This is a genomic window from Psychrobacter sp. 16-MNA-CIBAN-0192 (assembly GCF_040309565.1).
Classification (GTDB): domain Bacteria; phylum Pseudomonadota; class Gammaproteobacteria; order Pseudomonadales; family Moraxellaceae; genus Psychrobacter.
This window is the reverse complement of the sequence record NZ_JBEOOX010000004.1, coordinates 242,097-267,435: the sequence shown is the minus strand read 5'-3', so window position 1 is coordinate 267,435 and position 25,339 is coordinate 242,097. Positions and strand designations below refer to the sequence as shown.

Below are 25,339 nucleotides of genomic sequence, written 5' to 3'. Positions count from 1 at the left end.
GACATCTAATTTAGGTAATAATATGCTGTAGGCAAAAAAATAAGACCTTATTATGACACTTATTGTTGGAATTGACACCACTAATAACTGTGAAGAAATGGTACTCATAATAGCGGCTAAAATAGCGGCTAATAAGAAACCTGAAACTAATGGGGTGAATAAAAACTGGGTAAAGACTAAAAAGATAGTTTCAGGATCCTCTAAGGTCATTGCGGTTTTTTGGACATAAGCACGACCGGCAAAACCCGTGGCTAACGAGCCCAACAAGCTAACAACCATCCAGCTCATACCAATATTACGTGCGGTTGGAACGTCTTTCACCGAACGAATAGCCATAAAACGAACGATAATATGTGGCTGACCAAAATAGCCTAAGCCCCACGCCAATAACGAAATAATACCAATAATCGTCATACCACTGGTAATATTGAGTAAGCTTGGATCGATATTTCGAACGGCAGCTGTTGTTGCGGATACGCCGCCTAAGTCGGTAAATGCAACAATAGGTACGATGACCATCGCAAAGAGCATAATGACCCCTTGAACAAAATCAGTCATTGATACTGCTAAGAACCCACCAAATAACGTATAAGCTACCACCACACCGGCAGTGACCCAAAGTCCAGTACTATAAGATAAGTTAAGCGAGCTTTCGAATAGCTTACCGCCACCCACTAAGCTGGCAGCAGTATAAACGGTAAAAAATAAAATAATAACCACAGCTGAGATAACCCGCAACATATGCGACTTATCTTCAAAGCGATTGGCGAAATAATCGGGCAGTGTAATCGCATTGTCCGCAATTTCGGTATACACCCGCAATCTTGGTGCAACAATAATATAGTTTAAAAAGGCACCTGTTGTTAAGCCGATAGCAATCCACACACTGACCACGCCATCCGCGTACATATAGCCGGGCAGACCAAGCAATAACCACCCTGACATATCTGAGGCACCAGCTGACAACGCGGTGACAGCAGGTCCTAAATTACGTCCACCCAGCATATAGCCTTCTGAATCATTGGACTGCTTAAAATAAGCATATATTCCAATCCCGATCATGACTAAGAAATAGGCGCCAAGGGATATCAGCACACCACTAGAAACTCCGTTCATATAAACTGTCCTTAACCAAACTTGTTGGTGGTAATAATATTTAACGGCAAAACCATATTCGTAAAAATAATAGCACTTAAAAAATGTTAGAAAAGTGTCAAAAGATAGTCTCTTGAAAAGACAATATCTAAAGACAAAAAAAGCCATTAAGTAAGACGTAATGGCTTTTTTTGATTATTCATAATAAATTTTATAGGGTTGATGGTGCTTTATTTAATTAACAATAGTGGGCCAATTATTAAAACACGGGTAAGCCATAAACAACCATTACGCTATCCTAACTTACTGAAAACATGCAAATTGTAATCTTCAGTGAGATTAAGGTAACTGTACGTTATCAAGTAAATCTTCCCGTATTATAACGTATAGACATCTTAATTGCGAATAAGCGACTGATAAACCACGCCAATAGCGACTATAGGAAGATGCCGATATAGATAAATTACTTACATCACAACTGAATAAATAGTTTATATAGTAACGTCTATATATTAATAGTTAGTGACTATCAAAGCTTAGATATTAATAATTAAAGGCTAATCAATAGGAGTCAGCATATCTAGCAGCGCTGTTACACTATTAGAAGGCGTCAGTTTCGGATTAATGACGACACCCAAGTAACGCTGCAATTCAATATTATCTGCCATATCAATACGCTCTAAATCCTGACTAACCATAGTCTGCGGTAATACTGACCAGCCTAAACCAACCGATACCAACATACGAATAGATTCCAGAGGATTGGTGCTCATAGTGGCATAAGGCTTTAAGTTATGTTTGGCAAATTCTGCTAAGGTGATTTGACTGGTAAAAGTATTGGCAGAGGGCAAAATAGCGGGATAGCGCGCCAATTGCTCCAAGGTTACCTTTGTTTTTTGTGCCAATGGCGATAAGGTGCCCGTCATAAAATATAGCGGATCTGACCATAAAGTATGATAGGTCAAGCGCTTATCGTAGACTGGTGGTAGGGTCAAAAAGGCAAGGGACAAATCACCATCAAGCACCGCTTTATGCGCCTCTTCTGAATCAACAAAATGCACTTCTAACTGTACCGCAGGATAACTTTGAATAAAATGCTTCAATACTGGTGCTAAATGATGCAGCCCAATATGATGACTGGTACCAATGACCAATTTGCCAGAGATTATTTTTTTGGAATGCTGCAAGTTAATTTTAAAATTTTCGTAATCATCTAGCCAGCGTTTGGCATGCGGTAGCATCTCATTCGCTGCCTGCGTTGGTACAATACCGCGCCCTACGGTGTCAAATAACGTAATTTTAAACTCATCTTCTAAGTTTTTAATACGTTTACTGACTGCAGGCTGAGTAATAAATAGTTTTTCTGCCGCACCCGAGATGCTGCCTACTTGCATGACGGTTACAAACGTTGTCAGATTAGTGGTATTCAATCCGGTGTCCTTATTTGGTAATAGGTATCAGTTAATGTATGAATAAAAGTTTGCTAACCCATTAACAATATATTAGAAATAAAAGTTTGCGAATAGATAAAAATCATCAATTATTATTATAGAATTAGCCTGTTATAATCACAAGCTATAGAAGGCAGTTTTTAAGATATTTATTGTGTTCACTTTATGATATTTTACTGTCCATTCAATCAAGATGTTTATTTTGCGCTAACATCGCGCCGCATTTAGTAAGTAAACGATAAATCATCAATAAAGTCTCTATTATGTTGATAATCAGATATAGACAACCAAATATAGAAAAGCAGCAAGCGCCAACGCTTAAAAAGTAGATTTATCAGGTGATACGCTGTAATCATGTTTTAAGCCATTAGCAATTAATCAAGGATAGTAATATGACCGGTCAAACTTTGTACGACAAACTTTGGAATGCTCATGAAGTCAGCAAACGTGATGATGGCTCAAGCCTTATCTATATTGACCGTCATTTACTGCACGAGGTGACCAGCCCGCAAGCCTTTGAAGGTTTAGAGCTTGCCAATAGAGCGCCGTGGCGATTATCGGCTAATATTGCCAGCCCTGACCATAATGTACCGACTGTTACCAAAGAGCGCTTAGAAGGCGTGGCAGGTATTAAAGATGAGGTATCGCGTTTACAGGTCGTCACGTTGGATGATAACTGTGCGAAATTTAATATTGCTGAATTTACCATTAATGATGCGCGTCAAGGTATTTTGCATGTTGTTGGTCCTGAGCAAGGGTTGGTATTGCCGGGTATGACGGTAGTATGTGGTGACTCACATACCGCGACGCATGGTGCACTTGGGTGTTTGGCGCATGGAATCGGTACGTCTGAGGTTGAGCATGTGCTTGCAACTCAGTGCTTGATTGCCAAAAAAATGAAAAACATGCAAATCCGAGTCAATGGTAAGCTGGGCACTGGCGTGACCTCAAAAGACGTGGTACTTGCTATCATTGCCCAAATTGGTACCGCTGGTGGTACAGGTCACGCGATTGAATTTGCAGGACAAGTGTTTGAAGAGATGAGCATGGAAGGGCGCATGACCGTCTGTAATATGGCGATTGAAGCGGGCGCGCGCGTGGGCATGGTTGCAGTGGATGACATCACTATTGATTACGTAAAAGGTCGTCCATACGCGCCAACCGCTGAGCAATGGGCGCAAGCAGAAGCCTACTGGCGTACCTTATATTCAGATGCTGATGCCGTATTTGACAGCATTATTGAGATTGACGGTAGCGAAATTGCACCGCAAGTGTCTTGGGGCACCTCACCTGAAATGGTGGTTGATATCACTCAATCAGTGCCAACGCCAGACCAAGCCGTAGATGAGGCGCAAGAAGAAGGCTGGTTGCGCGCTTATACTTATATGGGCTTGGAAGCTGGGCAAAAAATTACCGATATTCAGTTGGATAGAATATTTATTGGTTCCTGTACCAATTCACGTATTGAAGACCTGCGTGATGCCGCAGCAGTGATTAAAGGTCGTAAAGTTGCTGATAATATTAAAGAAGCCATTGTGGTTGCTGGGTCAGGGCAAGTAAAATTGCAAGCCGAAGCTGAAGGTTTGGATGTCTTATTTACGGATGCCGGGTTTGAGTGGCGTGAGCCGGGTTGTTCAATGTGTTTGGCAATGAATGCCGATAAACTTGAACCGCAGGAACACTGTGCCTCAACATCTAATCGTAACTTTGAAGGTCGTCAAGGGAATGGCGGACGCACGCATCTGGTAAGTCCAGCAATGGCAGCTGCGGCGGCGTTGGCTGGTCATTTCGTCGATGTACGCACGTTTTAATTATTTGTGCTAGTCACCAGTGCCAACCGTTTATCTTTTCATAAGACACTTTAATTATAGGAATCAGTTATGCAAGCCTATCGTATCCAAACCGGCATCGTTTGCCCACTTGATCGCTCAAATGTCGATACCGACCAAATTATTGCCAAGCAGTTTTTAAAATCTATCAAACGTACGGGCTTTGGGGTCAATTTATTCGATGACTGGCGTTATCTTGATGACGGCTATCCTGGTCAAGACAACAGTAAACGCGTTATTAATCCAGATTTCGTCTTAAATAAGCCGCGCTACCAAGGCGCTAACATTTTGCTCGCGCGCAAGAACTTCGGTTGTGGTTCTAGTCGTGAACATGCGCCGTGGGCATTATCAGAATATGGCTTCCGCACTGTTATTGCGCCTAGTTTTGCCGATATCTTTTATAATAACTGCTTTAAAAATGGCATGCTGCCTATTGTGCTTGATGAAGCAATCGTCGATGAATTAATAAAAGCAACGTTAGCAACTGAAGGCTATGAGCTGACAGCGGATCTTGAACGCCAAGTGGTTATTACGCCCACAGGTAAAGAGTATCCGTTTGAAGTTGATGCTTTTCGCAAGCATTGTCTATTAAACGGTCTTGACGATATTGATCTAACGTTACAGCATGGGGATGCAATCAAAGCATATGAGCAAAAGATGCAACAGCAAACCCCATGGATATTTAATGAAGTTCATGCTTAGCGGTTACGGTACATGCGATAAGTCAGCATAACTGCCATTCTAATTGTGGAAATAAGGGTGAATAAAAGGTGACAAGGCAGTCTATAGCGTTGAGTTCTAACGTCGAAATGGCTAAAATGAACCAGAATATATAGGCTGTAATTGCTGGTTATATGCCTTTTCAGCTTTATCTTTGACCACTTATCTATAGTAGCCGCCATTATGAATAAAAAACGTTATGCTCTATTTACAAGTACCGTCGTTGCTGTCGGCTTGTTATCTGGCTGTCAATCATTGACTGGCTATCAGCAAATAGAAAAGGCAGAAAGCCCGGATATGTTGATAGGTAAGGTTTATCCGGTTGCCGGTGAAGTAAATATCGTGTGTGCGGGCACTTATCATTGCGAAATCACACAGGTTGATCAAACGCTACTGATTGCTCCTAACTCGCATAAACCTGTTAATCCATCAATGGTTACAAAGCTGAATCAAGAGAAGCTGAATCAGGAAAAGTCGGCAACGCAGCAACCTACATCGCAAATGCCAATGACGCCATTATTAAACCAAAAATCAGTCAAAATCGTGCCGTTATCTGCCTCGAGCATGAAGGGTTTAACCAACTATTACGCGCGCGTTAAACCAGCTAAACGTGAAGTGCACATCAGTTTTTATCCTGAAAACAATCTGGATTATGTAGAACGTTTTGCGATGATACATGACTTTATGCAGCCGGGAACCTATCAGCTGCGTGCCTATCGCAAAAAGTCGCCACAAGAAGCAGGCAGCTTATTAGATAGTGCCTCGCCTGAACCGTTATGCGTTGATTTGATGCAAGGCAGCAAGGTGGTTAGACGTTTTTGTAAGCAATTAGATGCCAAGCGTCAAGGCGAATTTGTAGAATCGAAAATAGCTATTAAAGCAGCTAATAAATAACAACTAGAGTTTAAAAGTAAAGAAACGGTAAGACACCTTTTTGTTTTAAGTAGCGTTTTTTTTATATCATTTACCCCAAGGATGAGTATGGCAACGATATTAACCCTAGCAGGCGACGGCATTGGTCCTGAAATCATGACCCAAGCCATTAATGTGCTACAAGCTGTCAATGAAAAATTTGCGTTAGAGTTAACGCTGGAGTCGGGACTGATCGGCGGCGTGGCATTTGATGCAACGGGTGAGCCACTACCAGCAGAAACATTAGCACGTGCACGCGCAGCGGACGCGGTATTATTGGGTGCAGTGGGTGGACCTAAATGGGATGGTATCGAGCGTAGCAAACGTCCTGAACGTGGTTTGCTTAAAATTCGTAGTGAGCTTGGCTTATTTGCTAATTTACGCGTCGCCAAGCTTTATCCGCAATTGGTCAATGCCTCAAGTATTAAACCTGAAATCATTAAAGGTCTTGACCTACTTATCGTACGTGAACTGACTGGTGGTATTTATTTTGGCGAGCCACGCGGTATCCGTACGTTAGAAAATGGCGAGCAGCAAGGCTACAATACCATGGTGTATAGCACCAGCGAGATTCAGCGTATTGGTAAAGTGGCGTTTGAGCTGGCACAAACCCGTGCCAAAGCGTCAGGTAACCCTGCTAAAGTCTGTTCAGTAGATAAAGCCAACGTTTTAGAAGTGACCGAGCTGTGGAAACAGACCATCACTGCGATGCAAGAAGCGGACTATAGCGATGTGAACTTGTCACATATGTATGCCGATAATGCTTGTATGCAGCTGATTCGTGACCCTAAGCAGTTTGATGTCATGGTTACTGGCAATCTATTTGGCGACATCTTATCGGATGAAGCTGCCATGCTGACTGGCTCTATTGGTATGTTGCCATCTGCAAGCTTGGATGAGCAAGGTAAAGGTATGTATGAGCCTTGCCATGGCTCTGCACCCGATATTGCCGGACAAGACAAAGCCAATCCATTAGCGACCATTCTTTCAGTTGCGATGATGCTACGTTATACCTTTAAACATGAAGAATCTGCTCAGGCGATTGAACAAGCGGTTAGTGATGTGCTTGATGATGGTCTGCGTACCCTTGATATTCTAGATAAAAATGAATCTGGTCTTATTCAAGTGGGCTGTAAAAAAATGGGCGAAGCGGTATTATCTAAGTTGGTGTAAGCTTCTTTTTATACAGTTCCATTTTTTGTATAACCCCGTTGTTTATCGTTATATGTATCCTATGAAAACCCATAAATTGCTCAGCAGTTTATGGGTTTTTTATGCTTATCAGTTTTCTTATATTTGTTGATGTCATTAAGAAAGCCATACTATATTGATGAATCTATGGTAAAAATTAGCTGACTTATATAAAAGTATGACATAAAAAATTCGTATAGTGACCGCATCAGTCAGTGTTTCTTAACATAAAGCTATTACACGCTTATCAGACTGTATGGCATCATTCCTAAAATACCATTTAAAAAAATTTAGAAAATAAGCTAAATAAAAGTAAGTTAAACAATAATAACAATCATGTTAGGAGTACCTTGTGCATCCATTAACCACCATAACTACCGCCGTAGGGCTGGCTGGCTTATCCACAGCATTATTAATGAATCAGGCGATGGCGGTGAATACCTCTGCTGATATTTTGGTAAGTAATGCCGTAGCCGCAGATGCTCAGACAGTAAGCATTACAGCAGAAATGCCAAAGAATAAAGAATTATCGTCAGATGTTAGTATTGATGCCAATCAACAAACTGCCGCTAATATGGCAGATACCGTAAGCCCAGTAACCAATGCAGAAGCTGATGAAAATGTTAGCATGGCATCTAGAGTAGCGCCTAATCCTGAGCAGCAACTGATGAACAGTCGCAAATCAACGCGATTGCTCAATAAGTTTTTACCTGTCATCCCGTATCATACTGAAAATCTGCCAGCTATCGCTCAGCACGTAAATAATGCCAGCTGGAAAAACGGCGGAAAAATAAACCGCGTTATTGGGGCAAAATTACAAGCCTTATTAAATTGGCATCAGCATGGTGTTGGAACAGTGGATGGGTATTGGGGTAAAAATACGCGTAAAGCCATGCAAGCGTTTCAAAAAGCGCAAGGCTTGAAAGTAACACAATCTTTAGATGAGGCAACATGGCAAGCGTTAAATAAAAACACTATGCTCAGCACCCAGCCAGTATTGGTGAGTTACACCTTAACGGATAACGATGTTCACATTAAAACTGTCGAAATTCCAACTACTGCGGTGGAAAAGTCTAAGCTTGAAGGCATGTACTATGAATCTCTCATCGAAGGGTTGGCAGAGAAATTCCGGATGGATGAAAGTTATTTACGTTTTTTAAATCCTAAGGCTACTTTTGTAAGCGGCGAATCCATCACTGTCTATAACCCAAGCCGAGCCAACGCGACTCCAGTTAGCCGCGTGGTAGCCGATAAAACCAGCCAAACATTATATGCTTACGATGATAAAGGTAAGCTGATTGCCAGCTATCCGACTACCGTAGGCAGTACGGCAACGCCATCACCGACTGGCAAGCATACGATAAAGGTGAAAGTTCACGAGCCTAACTATACCTATACCAGTCCAGAAGGCAGCAAATATATTTTGCCACCAGGTCCTAATAACCCAGTCGGCTCAGTATGGATTGGCTTGAGTGAACCTTCTTATGGTATTCATGGCTCGCCGGATCCATCGCGTATCAGTCGTCAAGCTTCGGCGGGTTGCGTCCGCTTAACCAATTGGGATGCGCTAACGTTATTAAGTACCATTAGCGATGAGGCAACGGTCGAATTTATATAACTACCTAATAAATTGCATTCGTTAAAATTACTAAAGTTCAAAATCTAAAAACAAAAATACCGCTAATCATCAGCGGTATTTTTTATGTATCATAATTTTATATAGGGCAATAGAGTGGCAAAATCAGAGACAAATATGATTAAGGTTCATAATAATCTGACCGCTTTGACTCATTACTTTTATGCTAAATCGTTATCAAACACGCGGAATATCGTCAGGCTCACTCTATACTATACAAAGTAGATGATATATAAAGTAAATTAAGTTTTACCGCGATAAGTAATACGACCTTTAGATAGGTCATAAGGGGTCATTTCTACCTTAACCTTATCACCGGTTAAAATACGGATATAATGTTTACGCATTTTACCTGAAATATGCGCAATGATTTCGTGTCCGTTTTCTAAACGAACTTTAAACAATGTATTTGGCAGGGTGTCAATGACTTCGCCTTCAAATTCAATAATGTCGTCTTTTTTGGCCATAATTATATATCAATCAGTGAAAAATAAGACCATATTATACGTAAGTTGGCGCGCTAAAGCAACAAAATATATCATTTTTGCTTGACAGCGTGTAAGCGTTATGTATGCCAGTTCAAAGAAGCTTACTCCGGAAGATTCAGCCAAATAGGGGTTAGTGGCAGCGCAGGCAAGAGCTGCTGATAAGGCTCAGGATAGTAAGCATTGATGAAGTATAGACCGTCACCAGAGGCGGTGGGCGGCGCTATCGTGCGGTCTTTTTTTGATAAAATATTTAGAAAATCAGTGGGCTGCAAGTCATGTCTGCCAATAGCGTATAACGTGCCCATGAGATTGCGTACCATGTGATGTAAAAAGCCATCGGCTTGAATATCAAAAACTATAAACGCGCCGTGCTGGAATAATTTTGCATGACTCACGTTGCGTACGGGCTGATTAGATTGGCAAGCGGCGGCGCGGTAGCTGCTAAAGTCGTGAGTGCCTACGATATCGGCGGCGGCTTGTTGCATAGCAGCTAAATCTAATGGTTCATGAATATGGGTCACTTGATGATTTAAAATGGCTGGGCGCTGAATTTGATTTAACGTGATATAGCGATAACGGCGCGCAATGGCACCAAAACGAGCATGGAAATCGCTAGGCATTGGCTGAATCCAGCGCAAAGATATATCATCAGGCAGTAAGCTGTTTACCCCGCGCAACCAATTATGGGTGGGTCGATAGGCGTGAGTGACAAAATGGGCAATCATATTACTGGCATGAACGCTAGAATCGGTACGCCCAGCCGCAATAACCTCAACGGGTTCATTAGCGACTTTGCTAATCGCCGTTTCTAACGCTTCTTGAACGCCCAACACTTCTCGTTGTCGTTGCCAACCATGATAATGAGTACCCAAAAACTCAATACCAATGGCTAGGGTATGAGTGGGTAGCGCTGATATTGTTTGTGCTTCAGGTAACATAAGGTTGGACATAAAGGGTCACAGCGATGATTAAGTATAGGTTTAAAATAGTGAAATCTTAAAAAGTTGGCTAACGATTTTTATGGATAGTCGTCGAGGTTTGACTGACCGTATGAGCCCAGCGTTGCCGTCTTCGAGCTGGCGTATCATAACGCAATAGTAGCCACAATAAGCGAGCATATATCGCTGCAATCGTTAGACGCCCGCCTGCAATCACTTGATACTCGTACTGCCAGCTACCGGCTGCATAGCTATCACTCACCCCGCCAAAGGGACATTGGCTTGTGCATACGACCATATGCCCGCAGTCATATGCTTGCTGCAATGCTGCTGCTAGCGCTGGTGAATAAGGAATATTACCTGCGCCAAAGCCTAATAAAATAATGCCGCAAGGTGGGCTTTTTAATAGAGATTGTAATTGAAGGCACAATACTTCTGGATCATTTGGTAGGCAATATAACGCATGAATCGTCGCCTCGTGAGCACAAGCTCGAATACTATCGACAATAGCGTGCTGATCATCGAGCCAATGCTGCTTACGGGTCTCAGGTAGCATTTTGACATAACTGTTTGCTGGATATGCCGCTCGCGAATGCCCTGTAAATGCCATAAAATCATGACTATGAATTTTCTGTACCGTTTGCGCCGCCCACGCTTCACCGCCGAAGCTTATTTTAACGCCCGATTCACCAGCAGCGGCTAAGCGTAGCGCGTCATTAAAATTGTCCCACGCATCACTATTGGCATCAACGCAGTAACTGTCAATAATCTCACTATCAAGTAAGGGGCGCATACTACCTGTAACAATAAGGCACAAGTCACTACCGGCAAATGCCTCTGCTAAAAAAGCGCCCAAATAACTTAAGGTATCGGTTCCGGTAATCAGCACAAACTGGCGATGCCCTACTGCATACGCGTCTAATAAAAGGTTATAGAAATGTGCAAGATCACGCGCATTGAACTGGCTGCTGTCTTTAATCAGTGTATTATCCAGCCAAGCAATAGCCGGTTGATGACCTTTGTCATGTTTAGCCAGTAGGTTTTGCAATGCGGGTAAAAATTCAGCCGCAGCTAAAGGCGCAAGCGGTTTACCATAACTGCCAAAAGTACCACCAGCATAAATCAGTTGGATAGGAGAGGATAGGGAAGAAATTGAAGCTGAATGCGCGTGCATGAAAGTACCGTAAGAGCGAAAAAGAAGACGGGAACAATATAAATCATAATAGTAAAAATAGAAACAAGCATTCTATAGCAATAGAATGCTTGTGATGCCGCATGAGTCTATAGATTTAGCAGACGTGAACGCTTACAAGGTCGATTATTGCCATATCGCTATCCTCGTATTAGTGCTTAGGTAGTACGGGCTAGCAAAGCTTGGGCTTGGGCTTGTTGCTCCGGATTACCTTGAGCCACCACTTCATTGAGCAAGCGATTGGCACTATCGTATTCACCAAGTTGCAGATATTGTCCGGCTAAATCTAGAGTCACTTGCTGACTGTCTAAAGTGTCCACAAATGCAAAGTCTGTGGCAAACTGCTCTGCAAAGTCTGTTGCGGCTTCATCAGTCATGACAGGACTAGTGACAGGGGTCACAGACCCTACAGTAGAAGATGATTCTGTAGCCTGCTCATCGAGATCTATATTAAAATTGAGCTCATCAATATCGGTATCATCATCAAACGTCAGCGTACGGTCAGGCACTATGGTTACAGTGGGTCTGGTCGTGGTTAGCGCGCTATGATCTTCAAGATTATCATTGGTATCAGTGGCAATGTCGAAATCAAAATCAAAGTCAATTAACTCTAAGTCATTTGTTGGCGACGAATTAGAAAGCATCGTATCTGCTACTGGCGCAGCGTCGGGCTCTGAGATAATATCGATAGGCAGTGATTGGTAATTATCTGTACTAATTGTGGCATTTGCCGACAGTAAGAAGTCATCATTGCTATTATCTATACTACTATCTACTACACTTGGCGCAGAGGTGTCCAACGTAGGCTCGTTTTGTAGTTCTAAAGTTGAGAACTCAGCAAAATCAAGGTCAAAATCATCATTATTGGCTAAGGTTTCTGGTACATCGTGATTGAGTAATGCTTCTTGTTCTATTTCGGTCTTTGCCGTATCCGTAACATCATCTAAAAACGCATCAAAATCAAGCTGAAATTCATTTTCACTTTGAGTCTCAGTATTATTAACCGGGCTCTCGACAATAGGTGCTAGTTGCTCACTGTTTTTAGTAAAGTTAAAAGCCTCAAAATCTAATGCTAAGTCATCCTGCGCGACCCGAGTATCCATGGTTGACGATTGAGTTGCTGTTGCCGCTAAAGTATCGGTATCATCTTGTGTACCTAATGACGGCGCTGGTGCAATATTGATGACGTTATCAGTCGCTTCTAGATCGTCTAAAGTGAGATCAAAGGTGCTATTGATAGGGCTATCAGAAGGCTCAATATCCTGAGTAACAGCGGCAATTACAGCCGAGTCACTATTTGCCGCTGGTGTAGATGAGGCAAAGTCAAAGTCTAAAGCTGCATCAGTGTCGTTAGCACTGTGATGGGTATTCGCGTGCACCGGTGCTGCTAGATTGGGTTCAGTAGCTGTGCCTATATCCGCCGCCATATGTGGCTTAGAACTAGAAGGACTAAGAAGTGGCGCCTGTGAGCCCTTCTCCGCATCCAACAACTCTTTTAGCTGCTGAGCCTGAGCGATAGTGATCCTATCACCGTGCGCATTGATAGCAGCATACGTATGATAAAATGCCTCAGTATCATTGCTCAGCGCATAAACATTAAGCAGCTTTAGGGATAGGGCGCTATCATTTGGCTTTTCACTTAAGCCGCGCTCTAAAGTTTCAATCGCCTTATCATAGCGCTGCTGATCAATAAAACGCTGAGCAACCGTAACGTCATCAAACAACGTTGCCGTATTCATATTATTGGCAGCTTCTCGCTGCACGGGCGCGGCTGAAACTGGAGGTAGGACGCTGTCGCTTATAGGCTGGCTGGTCGGTCGTTGCGCTTTATTTTTTCGCAGTATCCAGACGCCTATCACTAAAATAATGATTAATCCTGCAATGATATATAGCATATTGTCCATAAATATTCTCGCGCCTATCAATACTGATCACAGCATCCGATGCTGAGCAGTGAGTTTTTATTTTATTGATTGTATGGTTTTATAACACGTGCTTCAAGTATATATGGCGTGCTGGCATCTGTCATATCTATTAACCGTGGTTCTGACAGGTCAGACGCGTGTTCAACGGCTATTGTTTGATTGGTCAGTTGGATACGTCTAATAACTTGTATGTTAAGTGTATCGAACGGTTTATCAGCTGCTAAAGTAAGAGCTGTATTTTCTGATACTTGGATATTTTGGGCATGGAAAACTGGCGTATTGATATTATCGTCAACACTGTTATTAGCTGCATTTAGCTCTTGATTGTTAGGTATAGCATGAGGATTTAAGTTAGGTAAACTGGATTCAGATGTCAGTTTTTTGACTTGCAACGGTCTTTGCACACTTTGTCCATTGGGTGTGGTAAATAATGGTGGCGGTATACCACGGTTAATGGTCAAAGGCTGGATGTGTAAAGCGCTACTTACACTCAAGTGGTTATCTTGCACCAGCATAGAGCGATCATCGGTGTTATTGTTGTAAGATGGAATGCGCACCTTAGCGCTTAAAGGCAGCAACAAAGTCTTTGGTACCATTATCTGTTGCCCTTGCTCATTAATGCTCAATACCAAATCAGCAAATGGTGCACTCACAGGCCGGCTGGTACGAATAATAACGTTACCAGAGGTGGCTGAGGTCGGCACAAAGCGCGCTGATAATGAGTCAAGCGCCATCAATCCAAGCTGCTGGTAAACATCATTATTTGCTAAAGTGACTGAAAAATTGGACGGTTTAAAATTGGTTATCGCAATGCTTGCATCAAGCGGCTCATGCTGAGCTGAGTTTATAGTGGTCTGACCAAAGCTGGCAGTATGACCAGCAGTTGGCAGCACCATTAAGCTGACTGAATACCAAAGTGTAACCACAAGCCTATGACGCGAAGTCGTGATACGACTAGGTAGATACCCAAACATATACCGCCCTTTTAATAATTCTGAAAAATTATTTATTTTTCGATAATGAACTTTAAACGCAGATAATCAGACAACGGTAATTTTCAGATGCTAACGTTGAAATTAGTGACTTTAAACGCTATGCCCTTGCAAACTTCAATCAAGAAAACACCCTGTTGCCAATGTTAAAAAATAACCGTTAAGGTGTATACACGTATAGCGCCCAATCATATCCGCAAAACTATACTAGAGTAACTTGAAAAGAACAATTGTTCAATAAAAAACTCTAGAATAAGCTTCTATTTCATGTTACTCACGTTAACTTCGATACACAATTTTGCCAGTTAGTGACGTCTAGCAGTAAAAAGGGCAGTGCGCTTATCACTAAGGTTGTGGCTCACAGGTTAGATTAACGGTCAATATTATCGAGCAGCATCGCATCGCCATAGCTAAAAAAGCGATACTGATTAGTAATGGCATGCTGATATGCTTGTTCAATCGCAGCTTTACCAGCAAATGCCGATACCAACATTAATAAGGTCGATTTTGGTAAATGAAAATTGGTTAATAACCGATCAATCACCCCAAATTTAAACCCCGGATAAATAAAGATATCGGTATCGCCCGACCATGTAGCCAGTGGTTGACCATTCATAGCAGTTTTTTGATAAGCCGTTTCAAGGACACGCGTGACCGTAGTTCCTATGGCAATGACTTTGCTACCATTGGCATGGGTTTGATTAATCAAATCGGCGGTTGCTTGTGGCAAGTGCGCATATTCACTGTGCATGGTGTGATTCAGCAAGTTTTCTGTCTTAACGGGCGCAAATGTTCCAGCACCCACATGAAGGGTCACAAAGGCGGTATTAATCCCTTTATCGGCTAACCGTGTCAAGATATGGTCATCAAAATGTAGACTTGCGGTGGGGGCAGCAACACTGGCAAGTTTGGCTGGGTCATGAAACACGGTCTGATAGCGCACGTTATCCGTGGCATCAGCATGACGTTCAAAATACGGTGGAATCGGTAGCTCACCATAAACTTCCAAATCAGGCAAGATAGGCGCATCAAAGGCTAAAATAAATAAATTTTCCTGACGTCCTATCATCACGCAGCCCATTTGTTCATCGGCTAATAATAAACGCTGACCGAGCTTTGGCGCTTTACTGGCTTTGACATGACAAAGTGCCACATTGTGATGTGCGGGTGCGCTCTCATTATGGTTATCATCGTTATAATCATCGACCAAACGTTCAATCAAAACTTCAACTCGACCACCCGTATCTTTTTGACCGAACAAGCGCGCTTTCATGACTTTAGTGTCATTAAAAACAATCAAATCCCCAGCATTAAGCAGATCAGGTAGCGCTATAAAAATATGGTCTTCTGGCGCACGCAGATTCTTTTGGTCTATGCTGGCTGGCACGTATAATAGTTTAGATGCAGAGCGCTGCTCTAATGGATAACGAGCAATTAAATTATCAGGCAGTTCATAATCATAATCAGCGACACTCAAATAGCCTACATTATCGTCTTGTACATCTGTATTGTCAGCAGGAATAGAATCTAAGGCGTCAGTCATCGTAGCTCAATCTATGGCAAATAATTTTGCTGCAATTGTAACAGAAATGACGTCTTATCAGCAGCATTTCTAAGCCGATTAGTGGCATTTATTTAAGATAATAATTAAACTAAAAACCCACTTTTTCGAAATAGCCTAAGCATAAAATTACTAACATAAAGCTAATATAGAGCTAATTTGGCAGGTCATTTCACAAATTATAGCGCTTCCGTGAAATTATCGTTAACTGCTTTATGTTGGCTGTAGATATCTTAAGAGCTGAATAAATCCAGCTGAGTTGACAACTGGTTAGCAGGACGTAATGAGGAATAGGTAACGCCAACCAATCTAATCGATAGTAAGCGAGGAATATCTGCAAATAACTTATCCAACCAATAATGAGCCGATTCACTGTCAGTAAAGGCTGAAGATACTGTATGCGCGCGCGTGATTTGGCTAAAGTCTGCGTATTTAATCTTAAGGCTAATGGTATAAGCAGTCATTTGTTTACTGGTCAATTGCGTAAAAGCATCGGCATTTTGCTCATAAATGTAGGCTAACAATTCTTTATCATTATTTAAATTCTCTCGAAAGGTAGTCTCAGAACCTACCGATTTATGCTGACGTTCCGCTTTGACTGGGCGCTCATCACGACCATGGGCAATATCATGATAAAACTGCCCACGCTTGCCAAATTCATCGACCAATATTGCCGCTGATACTGCCCGTAAGTCTGCGCCATTCGCAATACCAAGCGCATGCATGCGTGCTGCCGTGGCTTTACCAATGCCATGAAAACGTTCGATCGGTAGCGCACTGATAAAGGCGTCGGCTTCATCTGGCGTAATGATGGCTGTGCCATTAGGTTTATTGATATCAGACGCAATTTTTGCCAGCATCTTATTAAAAGACACTCCAGCCGACGCTGTAAGACCGGTTTGTTCAAAGATTTGTGCCCGTACCCAGTTTGCCATTAAAGTAGCTGAACCACGATGCACTTGCAACCCTGTGACATCAAGATACGCTTCATCCAATGACAAGGGTTCTACCTGTGCCGTTAAGCTCAGCATGATTGCTCGAATTTGATCGCTGACTGCGCGGTATATCTCAAAACGTGGCAATACAAAAATGACGTCAGGGCAGCGTTTACGCGCCTCATAGCAAGACATCGCTGAGCGCACACCAAACTTACGCACCTCATAACTGGCAGCGGCGACCACACCGCGACCACTGGGATCACCACCAACGACTAATGGTTTACCACGCAGTTCTGGGAAATCGCGCTGTTCAACGCTTGCATAAAACGCATCCATATCTATATGGATAATTTTGCGGGGAGTCGGTTTTATAGGTGCAGTCATAGGTGTTATTTTACCTGAAATTGCATCATATGACTGTTATTCAATAGCCGTAAATAAGTACTGACACGTAGAGCGATATATCTAAAAATGATGGAATAAGCGATAATAGCTGACATAAAAATTGATAACGCGCAATAGTCCTTAAGGGCTGTAACACTTAGCCGATAATAATCTGTCAACGCCTCACTATATAAACTGAATATCAACTGAACAAGGTCGTCCATTATGACATCTAGCAACCCTTATAATTTCGTGCCCTTACAGCCAACAGGCAGAAACGAGACCAATACCTCTAATACCTACACCCCTGATGACATGATTAAAATATATGAGCAACAGTTTCTCACTGAAGTGCCGGAAGATAAAATCACAGAGTTTTTACCCGCGCTAAAAGAATTTTATGGTATTGATGGTCATACCTTAGATATTGGCGCTGTTATTTTTGATGCTATTGCTGATTTTTGCATCATTTATAATCATAAAGTTAAAGTGGGCGGCTATGAAATTCTAGGCGGATTGGTAAAAGAAGAGGTCGAGCAAGAGGAAGGCAGTGAAGCGCAAGCTTATAGCCTAGACTGTAAACGTACTTTCTTTATTAATGATGTTGAGTTGCCATACCATTTTAACCTATTTATTCATGGTGACAGCTATTCAGTATTGCCAGAAAAAGAGAGCATACTAGAAAAACTGTATTGGTTTGTTAGTGATAGATTTGAGGAAACGGAAGCTAACAATGAAGCAGATAACGGGCAATTAACTGCACGTTTACAATTCATTAATGAGCAATTAGCGGGTTTAGGGATTCGCAGTATGGATGTAACCACTATTAATGAGATAGTCGAATATATTGATGACAGTATCATTGATGATGACATGATAGACGCGCTGAATATATTGTTAGATAACGCTGAATAACATAATAAATGAGCGTCATTCATTAATAAAAAGCCTTACCTGACGGGTGAGGCTTTTTATTAAGCTAAAATTTGATAATAAAGTAAATCGTTGATAAAAAATCATGGACACAAAAAAGCCTCCGATTCGGGAGGCTCAATTGTTAAAAATGGTACCGGTGGTCGGACTCGAACCGACACGCTTTTAAAGGCAACGGATTTTGAATCCGTCATGTCTACCAATTCCATCACACCGGCGTGTTAGGTCATAATGCGGTTGTTGCTAAGCATTATTTAATTGGGCTACAGTAGTTACTGTATAGGCTGCGTATTATAGCAGCCTATTTTTAACCGTCAAGAATTATTTATGATAAATACGCAATTATTCAATTAAATAGCCGCTTATTAACCAACAAACGCACGTTCAACCGCATAATCCGCCTGTACGCCCATACGCGGAGATACTGTTAGCCCAAAATCATCTAAAATGGCAGAGACTTCTGCGTTAAATGGCATACTACCGCAGAGCATCACGCGGTCATCTTCTTTATTCATCGGTGGCAATCCGATATCTTCAAATAATTTGCCTGATTTCATTAAATCAGTCACGCGCCCTTGGTTTCTAAATTCTTCGCGGGTGACGGTTGGGTAATAGATGAATTTTTCACGGAACCATTCGCCAAATATTTCATCATTTGGCAACTCGTTCTCGAACATATCTTGATACGCCAAGTCGCTGACACAGCGCACGCCATGAACGAGGATAATCTTATCAAAGCGCTCATAAACTTCAGGATCACGCGCTAATGATAAAAATGGCGCAAGTCCGGTGCCCGTTGAGAGCATATATAAATGCTTACCCGGTAATAAATCGTCTAAGACTAACGTGCCCGTTGGCTTTTTACTGACTAATAATTCATCGCCAACTTTAATATGTTGCAAGCGTGACGTTAATGGACCATCTTGAACTTTGATAGAGAAGAATTCTAAATGCTCTTCGTAATTGGGGCTGGCAATTGAATAGGCACGCAATAATGGACGACCGTCGACGACCAGACCAATCATGGCGAACTCGCCGTTACGAAAGCGTAAACCATCGTCGCGTGTGGTCTTGATGCTAAATAAGGCGTCATTCCAGTGATGAACCTCTGTGACCGTTTCGGTGCGAAGTTTTGACATAAAGTCCCCGTTAATTACTCGTTATTGGTTTAAAGGCGATAATAATAAAATAAGATAATAAATAAGTTTGCTATAAAATCAGAAGGTATGACGCTTCATCGTGGTAAATATGGAAATAATATTGGCAACATATTAACGATAAAACAGATTTTAGTGACTTTCGTGCTTAATTAGTGACTTTCGTGCTTAATTAGTGACTTCCGTGCTTAAGTAATAACGCTAGTCAGCCGATAATAAAGCCAAAGTTGCGCCATATTGATATGGATGCAAGCCATTCTCAATAAATAGGGTCGCTTATCATAACAAACTTTAAAATAAAAATCCGCCAAGCAGCGCGCTCATAGCATGATAAAATGGAATATCGTTAGCGAAAAACTCTGTATACGTGTCTATGCATCTCTATGTACGTCATTATGTGGGTATTAAATCGCTGATTCATTATTATTTAATGTGTTATGGAGTCGGTTTATGCCTTGTTGTTCGGATACATCTCATGCTGCACCGATTATTGGTTATCACCGCGCCCCATTATCACAGAAATTTGGCGCGCCAAGACAACCAAACTTAGTGGCGCTTACCAGTATAATAGAAATGCTTGTGCCGTATGATACGCCAGCGGCATTTGTAGGCTTAGAGGATTTTAGTCATATTTGGATAAGCTGGCAATTTCATCATAATTTTATTAATAAAGCCAATGCGTTGAATGAGGCTGTGAGCAATGACGATAAATTTCGTGCCCAAGTCCGTCCACCGCGCCTTGGTGGCAATCAAAAAATAGGCGTGTTTGCCAGCCGGAGTATGTATCGTCCGTCAGGTTTAGGACTATCAGTGGTTAAGCTTGAGCGTATTGGAGTCGTGGAAGGGCGAGTGCTATTGAGTATCAGCGGTGCCGACATGATTGACGGTACACCGATTATCGATATTAAGCCGTATGTGGCTTATAGTGATGCGCTGGCAAGTGCAGACAGTGGCTTTGCACCTATCGCGCCTGCACCTTTAATCGTGACGATAACTGAGCAGGCAGAGCAACAGTTTGAGCAAATTATAAGAATGGGACAGCAGAATAAAAATAGTGACATTAAAGTGCGCGTGTCAGCCGTCATTCATATAATACAACAGCAACTTCTAGAAACAGATATTCCCCTTATCTGTGATTTAATCGCCCAAGACCCACGCCCTGCATACCGTCATGATGAGCGTCATAAACCGTTTGTGATGCGCTATAAATCCGTTGATGTGAGTTTTTGGTTGATAGAAAACGGACAACTGCAAATAACGGAAGCTGTATCTATTACTTTATAAAAAACTAATCAAGAACAAAATAAAAAAGGGTGAATAAATTGATATACAATTGTCGCTAAATTATGAAACGACGAGTTGAAAGAGAATGATTAAAAAATTCATATTTGGTATATCGCTATTGCAAATAATGTCATATACCCATGCGGCAACAGATTGGACGCCTGAGCTAACTACATTACAAAGTGGTTGCTCTGGTATCTTTCATCTTATGGAAGAATTACCCAATAAATATAAAACCTCCATCATCAAGACAAGTAAAACTAAAGTTAAGGCGAAGTATGGTGGCAACAACATTGCCACTACTTATTATCTTAAAAATGCAAATGCTTTTGGAATACCACTAGATAAAATTATAGAGGAAATTAATGATAGTGACTTTCACTACATGAGTTTTTCTATAGTATTCAAGGATAATAGTTTTTTAAAGCTAAGACCTGATTTTTATTATAGTGCTTCTAGCACAATGAGTAATGAGTATCTAGTTACTGTGGATATGCCCAAGAATGGTAAATACAATAGCAAAGACAAAGGTATAGCTTTGGTTTATAAAAACAATACAGCGTCAGGTTATGACGTTGTAGATGAAAGCGGTGCGATGGGCACACATGATTCCTTAAAATTCGATAAAAACAGAAAGTCGATAACCTGTGTCAGTCATTAGTAATTGTACAGATTATAGATTACTCATATACCTTATTGATTAGCTCGTGAGATGACATCATCAAATAGATTTTTTTAATAGAGAGTATTTATGTTTACCGATACCCATTGCCATTTAAACCGTTTAGATTTAACGCGCCACGATGGTAAGTTGGCTGGCGCGATTGCCGCGATGAAAGAAGCCAACGTCACTCGTGCGATGGCGATTATGTGTGACTTTGCGGAATATGATGAGATTGCTAATATTGTTAGCACCTATGGTGATGAGACACTGAATTTGGGTATGAGCGTGGGCATTCATCCGTGCGAAGACATTGGTGTATTACAGTCGGCGACGGTCGAGCGCTTGGTTGAGCTGGCAAGTAGCGATTTTGTCTGGGCAATAGGTGAGACAGGGCTAGATTACTATTGGTCAACGGACAATAAACTCGAACAACAAGCGAGCCTTGCCCGCCATATTCATGCCAGCCAACAGCTCAAAAAACCATTGGTCGTGCACACGCGTGAAGCGAAAGACGATACGATCGACATTTTAAAGGCAGAAGGCGCTGAGCACGGTATTATTCATTGCTTTACTGAAGATTGGGAGACGGCAAAAAAAGCCCTTGATTTGGGATTCTATATCTCATTTTCAGGTATTGTCAGCTTTAAGAGCGCAAAAATCATTCGCGATGCTGCACAAAGAATGCCAAAAGAAAGATTATTAATTGAAACCGATAGTCCGTACCTTGCGCCCGTACCCAAACGCGGTCGTCCGAATGAGCCGGCTTATGTGCCTTATGTGGCAAGTTGTCTTGCGGATTTGTACGGTATGAGCGTTGAGGAAGTCGGCGCATTAACGGCAAAAAACTTTGAGAATTTGCTGGCGCAGTATGTTTAAAGCCGTTATGCTATGACCAGTCAGTCATTTAGCAATAACAGTCGTCAAGCAGCTAATCTAGTGGTAACTAATAGCAGCTAGTAGCAATATCTTATCGGATTTTGGAGAAGTTATGAGTCGTCAACACCAGTTCAAAGTTCGGGAAGAGAACATCTTAGCGATGGCGGAGCAGTTGCTGTTAGAGTCGGGCAATGGCGACATTACTTTGGATAGTCTTGCTGACCAATTGGATTTGGCGAAAGGTACGCTTTATAAGCATTTTTCGAGTAAAGATGAGCTTTATTTGCGCATTATTATCCGTTATGAAGAGCAGTTGTTTGCGATTAATCGGATTGATGATTGTCCATCAGCGGGTGTCGCGCGGATGATTTTCCAGCAGTTGCTGAATCCACAAAAAGCCATGCTACTCAATCAAATTGAAGAACGTCTTGCTGCGTCGGTTACTGGTCTAAACCGTCTATTTGGTGAGCTGTATGATATTCGCCGTCAGCGCATGAAGCGTCTGATTGATATTGTCAGCGCCCATTTAAAGAATGAACAGAGCAGTATGACCACGCGAGATTATTTGTCCTCGATTTGGGCAATGGGTCAGGGCGGTGCAGGTCTGCTGAATTCTAGTTTTTATCAGCGCTATTTGGGTCGCCGTGATACTTTGCGCTATGCGTTGGTGGTGCAGATGCTTGATTTGCCCAGTCATTATCCGCTTTGTGAGGTGCATGAAGCCGTGCCAGATGTCGATATGCAAGAGCTGGTTGAGCAAATTGAGACTGAATCCGAGGCGCATCGTAATACTACTTATTAAAATGGCTATATTGAAATAGCTATAGCTCAATGGCTTTTACTTAAATAACTGGCTACATACTCATTCATAGGTGCATCATGCCGCTCACTGTCCGATGTCAGTCCAGCTTTGCACCTATTTTGCCAGCTTATGCGCATCAAAGTTTTTCATATTCCTCCTTAGTCTTTTTTCCTGTCATTTTAGTGCCTAATATCCAGAATTTTCTCTCGCTAAAAAGCTCGCCAATACATCCATCATCATCAGCCTTAGAAATGCGCAAACCAGTAATATCTAGCTCAGAGTCAGGCTTTACTTTGGTTGAAATCGTGGTGGTGGTCGTTATCATCTCTATTTTTGCAGGTATGATCAGTTTATCTGTTGGTAGTAGTGAATCGCGTAAAAACCATGCTTTTTATGAGCATTTGACCGACTCTTTAAATTACGTCCGTCTGTTATCTGCTGAGCGGATGCAACCGATGGGGCTGAGCTTACAAGCCGATAAGCAAGGTCAAGTCATACCCGTTATTACGACCTTGTCCAATCCTTATACGCATTATCAAACACCGATTCAGACAGGTGATAATAAAGATGGCGTGCCTAAAAATGCTATGGAGCTGTCTGCCGATGTGTCTGGGTTATCAGGATTATCTAGCACAGCTGCCGCCCAATTACCAACCCCAAGCTGGGAGCGGGAAATGGATGTTACTTTACCTGAACTGCCAGCTGGCGTTACCTTAAATATCCAAAGTTTAGAGGCGTCGAGTGGCAGTAACAGTATGAACAATGCATTTAATAGGGCGTCAGATGCGCACGTACTACAGCCGTGGTTTACAGGGCAAGCGGTGCCGCAAGTGTTATGGTTTGGCACTGGTCAAGCAGCGCCGGTTACCATCGAGGTGCGGCACCAATCGCGCTTGGTAGGCGAGGTGATTACGATAATGCCGGATGGCAGTATCATCACTGGGCAGGAGCAATAACTAATGTCCAATACCTTAAAAAAGATGCAGCAATCAGCAAAACTGCCTTTATTGTCACCTGCGCCATCATTATCACTATCGGCGCGTGAGCAAGGTTTTACCTTAATTGAAGTGATGGTGGCGCTGGCTATTTTAGCAGTAGTTGCGGTTGCTGCTAGTCGCGCCAGTAGTGCCTATTTAAATTCAGTGGATGTGCTCAAAACCCGTACGCTTGCCCACTTTGTTGCACAAAATGCAGCGGCGGATTTGCGTATCCAAGAGACTTGGCTGACCAGCAACCGCGTGCAAACCATTAACGAACAAGGTCGCGACTGGCAAGTAACCACCACCTTGGCTGATACCTTATCGCCTGCATTAAAACAGGTAAATATAACCGTTGCGCCCATTGTTGAGGGGCAAGCGCGTCCGGTTGCTAACGATATAAACTTGATACTAAGTGATGCGAAGCAGGAAGTCGGCAGTTTGGATTTGGGTCGTTCTGGGCAAAAGGTAGGGCAATAAATGCAGCAGCGTGGCTTTACTTTACTTGAGCTGATGGTAGCTATGGCGATATTTGCCGTGCTTGCTATTGCTGGCTGGCAAGTATTTGATAGTGTTAATCGTGCACGCGAACGGGCGCAATTTCATGCCGACCAGCTTGCGGTGTTACAATATGCTTATTTGCAAATCCAGCAAGATATGGGGCAAATGGTGCCTTATCATTCACTCATGGTGCAAGAGGGTAATAATAATTTAAACAATAGTTCAAATAACAACGCCAATAATGGCAGCCCCAATAACAGTGCTAACACGAATGTTGCTGCCGTTATTCCTGAACCCTTTATTAGTTTGGATAGTGAGCAGTTGAGCTTTATCCGCTTTGCCGACCCTGACCCGCGCTATAAAACCAGTCCAATTTTGCAGCGTATCGCCTATATTTTCACCGATGAAAAGTTGATTCGCCGTCAATATGTCAATGTTCAGGGCGGTATAGAAAGTATTAGCCTTGATAGTGTCGTATTAGCAGGCGTTACAGCGGGTCGTTGGCAAGCCTTTTTGCCGGAAATCAGTGCAACCTTTCCCAATAAAACCAGTGACAATCAAAATAATAACGTCGTATCAGGTCAAGCAGAGAATGCCGATAGCAAGCCGCCTATGCTGCTTCCCAAAGGTATTGGGCTTGCTTTTACTTACCAAGAACTACCGATAACTTGGCAATGGGCGTTAGCACCGCAGGCCATTCCTTTAAACCGCCACACAGATTCAAAAGAAAACGCAAATAACATTCCTAACAACAATACGAATGGTAATAACTCTAATAACAGCCCTAACAATAATACTAACGGTAATGATGAAGGCAATAGTAATGGACAAGGCAATCTACTATCGGGCAATGCGGCTGTACCTTAATCATGATATTACTAGCCCTATTAATT

At 42.2% G+C, this 25,339-nt stretch carries 23 protein-coding genes and 1 tRNA gene; 13 read left to right on the top strand and 11 right to left on the bottom strand.

Translation table 11 applies throughout. The features are described from left to right. The coding region (locus tag AAEY78_RS05690) for a sodium:solute symporter family transporter (RefSeq protein ID WP_352338039.1) at positions 1 to 1,116 on the bottom strand (1,116 nt) is incomplete at its 3' end. Between the two features lie 536 nt (positions 1,117 to 1,652). Beyond that, the gene (locus AAEY78_RS05685) at positions 1,653 to 2,525 is read right to left on the bottom strand and encodes a LysR family transcriptional regulator (RefSeq protein WP_352338037.1); all 873 of its coding nucleotides are present in this window, start codon (positions 2,523 to 2,525) and stop codon (positions 1,653 to 1,655) included. Positions 2,526 to 2,938: 413 nt separating this feature from the next. Here AAEY78_RS05685 and leuC point away from each other — a divergent pair, with 413 nt between their 5' ends. The 5 genes from leuC to AAEY78_RS05660 all read left to right on the top strand — a co-directional run bounded on the left by leuC (position 2,939) and on the right by AAEY78_RS05660 (position 8,816). Further along, complete coding sequence (gene leuC / locus AAEY78_RS05680) at positions 2,939 to 4,357, top strand: 3-isopropylmalate dehydratase large subunit (RefSeq protein WP_352338036.1); 1,419 nt, start codon at positions 2,939 to 2,941, stop codon at positions 4,355 to 4,357. 69 nt (positions 4,358 to 4,426) lie between these two features. After that, entirely contained in the window at positions 4,427 to 5,077 is a 651-nt protein-coding gene (leuD, locus tag AAEY78_RS05675) for a 3-isopropylmalate dehydratase small subunit (protein WP_352338034.1), read from the top strand. Positions 5,078 to 5,278: 201 nt separating this feature from the next. Continuing rightward, complete coding sequence (locus AAEY78_RS05670; RefSeq protein WP_352338032.1) at positions 5,279 to 5,989, top strand: hypothetical protein; 711 nt, start codon at positions 5,279 to 5,281, stop codon at positions 5,987 to 5,989. 87 nt (positions 5,990 to 6,076) lie between these two features. Further along, a complete protein-coding gene (gene leuB / locus AAEY78_RS05665) occupies positions 6,077 to 7,180 on the top strand; it encodes a 3-isopropylmalate dehydrogenase (protein ID WP_352338030.1) in 1,104 nt (367 codons plus the stop codon). 370 nt (positions 7,181 to 7,550) lie between these two features. Beyond that, the gene (locus AAEY78_RS05660) at positions 7,551 to 8,816 is read left to right on the top strand and encodes a L,D-transpeptidase family protein (protein ID WP_352338028.1); all 1,266 of its coding nucleotides are present in this window, start codon (positions 7,551 to 7,553) and stop codon (positions 8,814 to 8,816) included. A gap of 260 nt (positions 8,817 to 9,076) precedes the next feature. Here the strand turns inward: AAEY78_RS05660 and infA are convergent, their stop codons facing one another. The 7 genes from infA to dinB all read right to left on the bottom strand — a co-directional run bounded on the left by infA (position 9,077) and on the right by dinB (position 17,252). Then, the gene (infA, locus tag AAEY78_RS05655) at positions 9,077 to 9,301 is read right to left on the bottom strand and encodes a translation initiation factor IF-1 (RefSeq protein ID WP_007395612.1); all 225 of its coding nucleotides are present in this window, start codon (positions 9,299 to 9,301) and stop codon (positions 9,077 to 9,079) included. Between the two features lie 122 nt (positions 9,302 to 9,423). Then, a complete protein-coding gene (gene truA / locus AAEY78_RS05650) occupies positions 9,424 to 10,272 on the bottom strand; it encodes a tRNA pseudouridine(38-40) synthase TruA (RefSeq protein WP_352338027.1) in 849 nt (282 codons plus the stop codon). A gap of 58 nt (positions 10,273 to 10,330) precedes the next feature. Continuing rightward, a complete protein-coding gene (locus AAEY78_RS05645; RefSeq protein WP_352338025.1) occupies positions 10,331 to 11,434 on the bottom strand; it encodes an asparaginase in 1,104 nt (367 codons plus the stop codon). Positions 11,435 to 11,610: 176 nt separating this feature from the next. Next, on the bottom strand, positions 11,611 to 13,356 hold the full coding sequence (locus AAEY78_RS05640; RefSeq protein ID WP_352338023.1) for a FimV/HubP family polar landmark protein: 1,746 nt from the start codon (positions 13,354 to 13,356) through the stop codon (positions 11,611 to 11,613). Between the two features lie 62 nt (positions 13,357 to 13,418). Further along, the gene (locus tag AAEY78_RS05635) at positions 13,419 to 14,351 is read right to left on the bottom strand and encodes a type IV pilus assembly protein FimV (protein WP_352338021.1); all 933 of its coding nucleotides are present in this window, start codon (positions 14,349 to 14,351) and stop codon (positions 13,419 to 13,421) included. Positions 14,352 to 14,739: 388 nt separating this feature from the next. Beyond that, positions 14,740 to 15,912, bottom strand: a complete 1,173-nt coding sequence (queA, locus tag AAEY78_RS05630; RefSeq protein ID WP_352338020.1) for a tRNA preQ1(34) S-adenosylmethionine ribosyltransferase-isomerase QueA — start codon at positions 15,910 to 15,912, stop codon at positions 14,740 to 14,742. 251 nt (positions 15,913 to 16,163) lie between these two features. Continuing rightward, positions 16,164 to 17,252 (bottom strand): DNA polymerase IV, encoded by a 1,089-nt coding sequence (gene dinB / locus AAEY78_RS05625; protein WP_352338018.1) that lies wholly within the window; start codon positions 17,250 to 17,252, stop codon positions 16,164 to 16,166. A gap of 225 nt (positions 17,253 to 17,477) precedes the next feature. On the opposite strand from dinB, the gene AAEY78_RS05620 reads away from it, so the two are divergent. Continuing rightward, complete coding sequence (locus tag AAEY78_RS05620) at positions 17,478 to 18,167, top strand: hypothetical protein (protein WP_352338017.1); 690 nt, start codon at positions 17,478 to 17,480, stop codon at positions 18,165 to 18,167. A gap of 149 nt (positions 18,168 to 18,316) precedes the next feature. Here the strand turns inward: AAEY78_RS05620 and AAEY78_RS05615 are convergent. Further along, positions 18,317 to 18,403 (bottom strand) — tRNA-Leu (locus AAEY78_RS05615). 147 nt (positions 18,404 to 18,550) lie between these two features. Continuing rightward, complete coding sequence (locus AAEY78_RS05610) at positions 18,551 to 19,324, bottom strand: ferredoxin--NADP reductase (protein WP_352338016.1); 774 nt, start codon at positions 19,322 to 19,324, stop codon at positions 18,551 to 18,553. 468 nt (positions 19,325 to 19,792) lie between these two features. Here AAEY78_RS05610 and tsaA point away from each other — a divergent pair, with 468 nt between their 5' ends. From tsaA to AAEY78_RS05575, 7 genes are all read left to right on the top strand, one after another. Further along, the gene (gene tsaA / locus AAEY78_RS05605; RefSeq protein WP_352338015.1) at positions 19,793 to 20,626 is read left to right on the top strand and encodes a tRNA (N6-threonylcarbamoyladenosine(37)-N6)-methyltransferase TrmO; all 834 of its coding nucleotides are present in this window, start codon (positions 19,793 to 19,795) and stop codon (positions 20,624 to 20,626) included. 85 nt (positions 20,627 to 20,711) lie between these two features. Further along, positions 20,712 to 21,287 carry a hypothetical protein gene (locus tag AAEY78_RS05600; protein ID WP_352338014.1) on the top strand — a complete coding sequence of 192 codons (576 nt, stop codon included), beginning with the start codon at positions 20,712 to 20,714 and terminating at the stop codon, positions 21,285 to 21,287. A 90-nt stretch (positions 21,288 to 21,377) separates the two neighbouring features. Further along, positions 21,378 to 22,166 (top strand): TatD family hydrolase, encoded by a 789-nt coding sequence (locus AAEY78_RS05595; protein WP_352338012.1) that lies wholly within the window; start codon positions 21,378 to 21,380, stop codon positions 22,164 to 22,166. Between the two features lie 112 nt (positions 22,167 to 22,278). Continuing rightward, complete coding sequence (locus tag AAEY78_RS05590) at positions 22,279 to 22,968, top strand: TetR/AcrR family transcriptional regulator (protein ID WP_352338010.1); 690 nt, start codon at positions 22,279 to 22,281, stop codon at positions 22,966 to 22,968. 77 nt (positions 22,969 to 23,045) lie between these two features. Further along, positions 23,046 to 23,924, top strand: a complete 879-nt coding sequence (locus tag AAEY78_RS05585) for a prepilin-type N-terminal cleavage/methylation domain-containing protein (RefSeq protein WP_352338008.1) — start codon at positions 23,046 to 23,048, stop codon at positions 23,922 to 23,924. Positions 23,925 to 23,927: 3 nt separating this feature from the next. After that, complete coding sequence (gspI, locus tag AAEY78_RS05580) at positions 23,928 to 24,425, top strand: type II secretion system minor pseudopilin GspI (RefSeq protein ID WP_352338007.1); 498 nt, start codon at positions 23,928 to 23,930, stop codon at positions 24,423 to 24,425. Next, a complete protein-coding gene (locus AAEY78_RS05575) occupies positions 24,426 to 25,313 on the top strand; it encodes a type II secretion system protein GspJ (RefSeq protein WP_352338005.1) in 888 nt (295 codons plus the stop codon). The last annotated feature ends 26 nt before the right edge of the window (positions 25,314 to 25,339 follow it).

Excerpts from the sequence above, each read along its gene's own strand:
- leuC (WP_352338036.1), top strand. The coding sequence starts at position 2,939 with ATGACCGGTCAAACTTTGTACGACAAACTTTGGAATGCTCATGAAGTC.
- leuD (WP_352338034.1), top strand. The coding sequence starts at position 4,427 with ATGCAAGCCTATCGTATCCAAACCGGCATCGTTTGCCCACTTGATCGC.
- AAEY78_RS05670 (WP_352338032.1), top strand. The coding sequence starts at position 5,279 with ATGAATAAAAAACGTTATGCTCTATTTACAAGTACCGTCGTTGCTGTC.
- leuB (WP_352338030.1), top strand. The coding sequence starts at position 6,077 with ATGGCAACGATATTAACCCTAGCAGGCGACGGCATTGGTCCTGAAATC.
- infA (WP_007395612.1), bottom strand. The coding sequence starts at position 9,301 with ATGGCCAAAAAAGACGACATTATTGAATTTGAAGGCGAAGTCATTGAC.
- truA (WP_352338027.1), bottom strand. The coding sequence starts at position 10,272 with ATGTCCAACCTTATGTTACCTGAAGCACAAACAATATCAGCGCTACCC.
- AAEY78_RS05645 (WP_352338025.1), bottom strand. The coding sequence starts at position 11,434 with ATGCACGCGCATTCAGCTTCAATTTCTTCCCTATCCTCTCCTATCCAA.
- AAEY78_RS05640 (WP_352338023.1), bottom strand. The coding sequence starts at position 13,356 with ATGGACAATATGCTATATATCATTGCAGGATTAATCATTATTTTAGTG.
- AAEY78_RS05635 (WP_352338021.1), bottom strand. The coding sequence starts at position 14,351 with ATGTTTGGGTATCTACCTAGTCGTATCACGACTTCGCGTCATAGGCTT.
- queA (WP_352338020.1), bottom strand. The coding sequence starts at position 15,912 with ATGACTGACGCCTTAGATTCTATTCCTGCTGACAATACAGATGTACAA.
- dinB (WP_352338018.1), bottom strand. The coding sequence starts at position 17,252 with ATGACTGCACCTATAAAACCGACTCCCCGCAAAATTATCCATATAGAT.
- AAEY78_RS05620 (WP_352338017.1), top strand. The coding sequence starts at position 17,478 with ATGACATCTAGCAACCCTTATAATTTCGTGCCCTTACAGCCAACAGGC.
- AAEY78_RS05610 (WP_352338016.1), bottom strand. The coding sequence starts at position 19,324 with ATGTCAAAACTTCGCACCGAAACGGTCACAGAGGTTCATCACTGGAAT.
- tsaA (WP_352338015.1), top strand. The coding sequence starts at position 19,793 with ATGCCTTGTTGTTCGGATACATCTCATGCTGCACCGATTATTGGTTAT.
- AAEY78_RS05600 (WP_352338014.1), top strand. The coding sequence starts at position 20,712 with ATGATTAAAAAATTCATATTTGGTATATCGCTATTGCAAATAATGTCA.
- AAEY78_RS05595 (WP_352338012.1), top strand. The coding sequence starts at position 21,378 with ATGTTTACCGATACCCATTGCCATTTAAACCGTTTAGATTTAACGCGC.
- AAEY78_RS05590 (WP_352338010.1), top strand. The coding sequence starts at position 22,279 with ATGAGTCGTCAACACCAGTTCAAAGTTCGGGAAGAGAACATCTTAGCG.
- AAEY78_RS05585 (WP_352338008.1), top strand. The coding sequence starts at position 23,046 with ATGCCGCTCACTGTCCGATGTCAGTCCAGCTTTGCACCTATTTTGCCA.
- gspI (WP_352338007.1), top strand. The coding sequence starts at position 23,928 with ATGTCCAATACCTTAAAAAAGATGCAGCAATCAGCAAAACTGCCTTTA.
- AAEY78_RS05575 (WP_352338005.1), top strand. The coding sequence starts at position 24,426 with ATGCAGCAGCGTGGCTTTACTTTACTTGAGCTGATGGTAGCTATGGCG.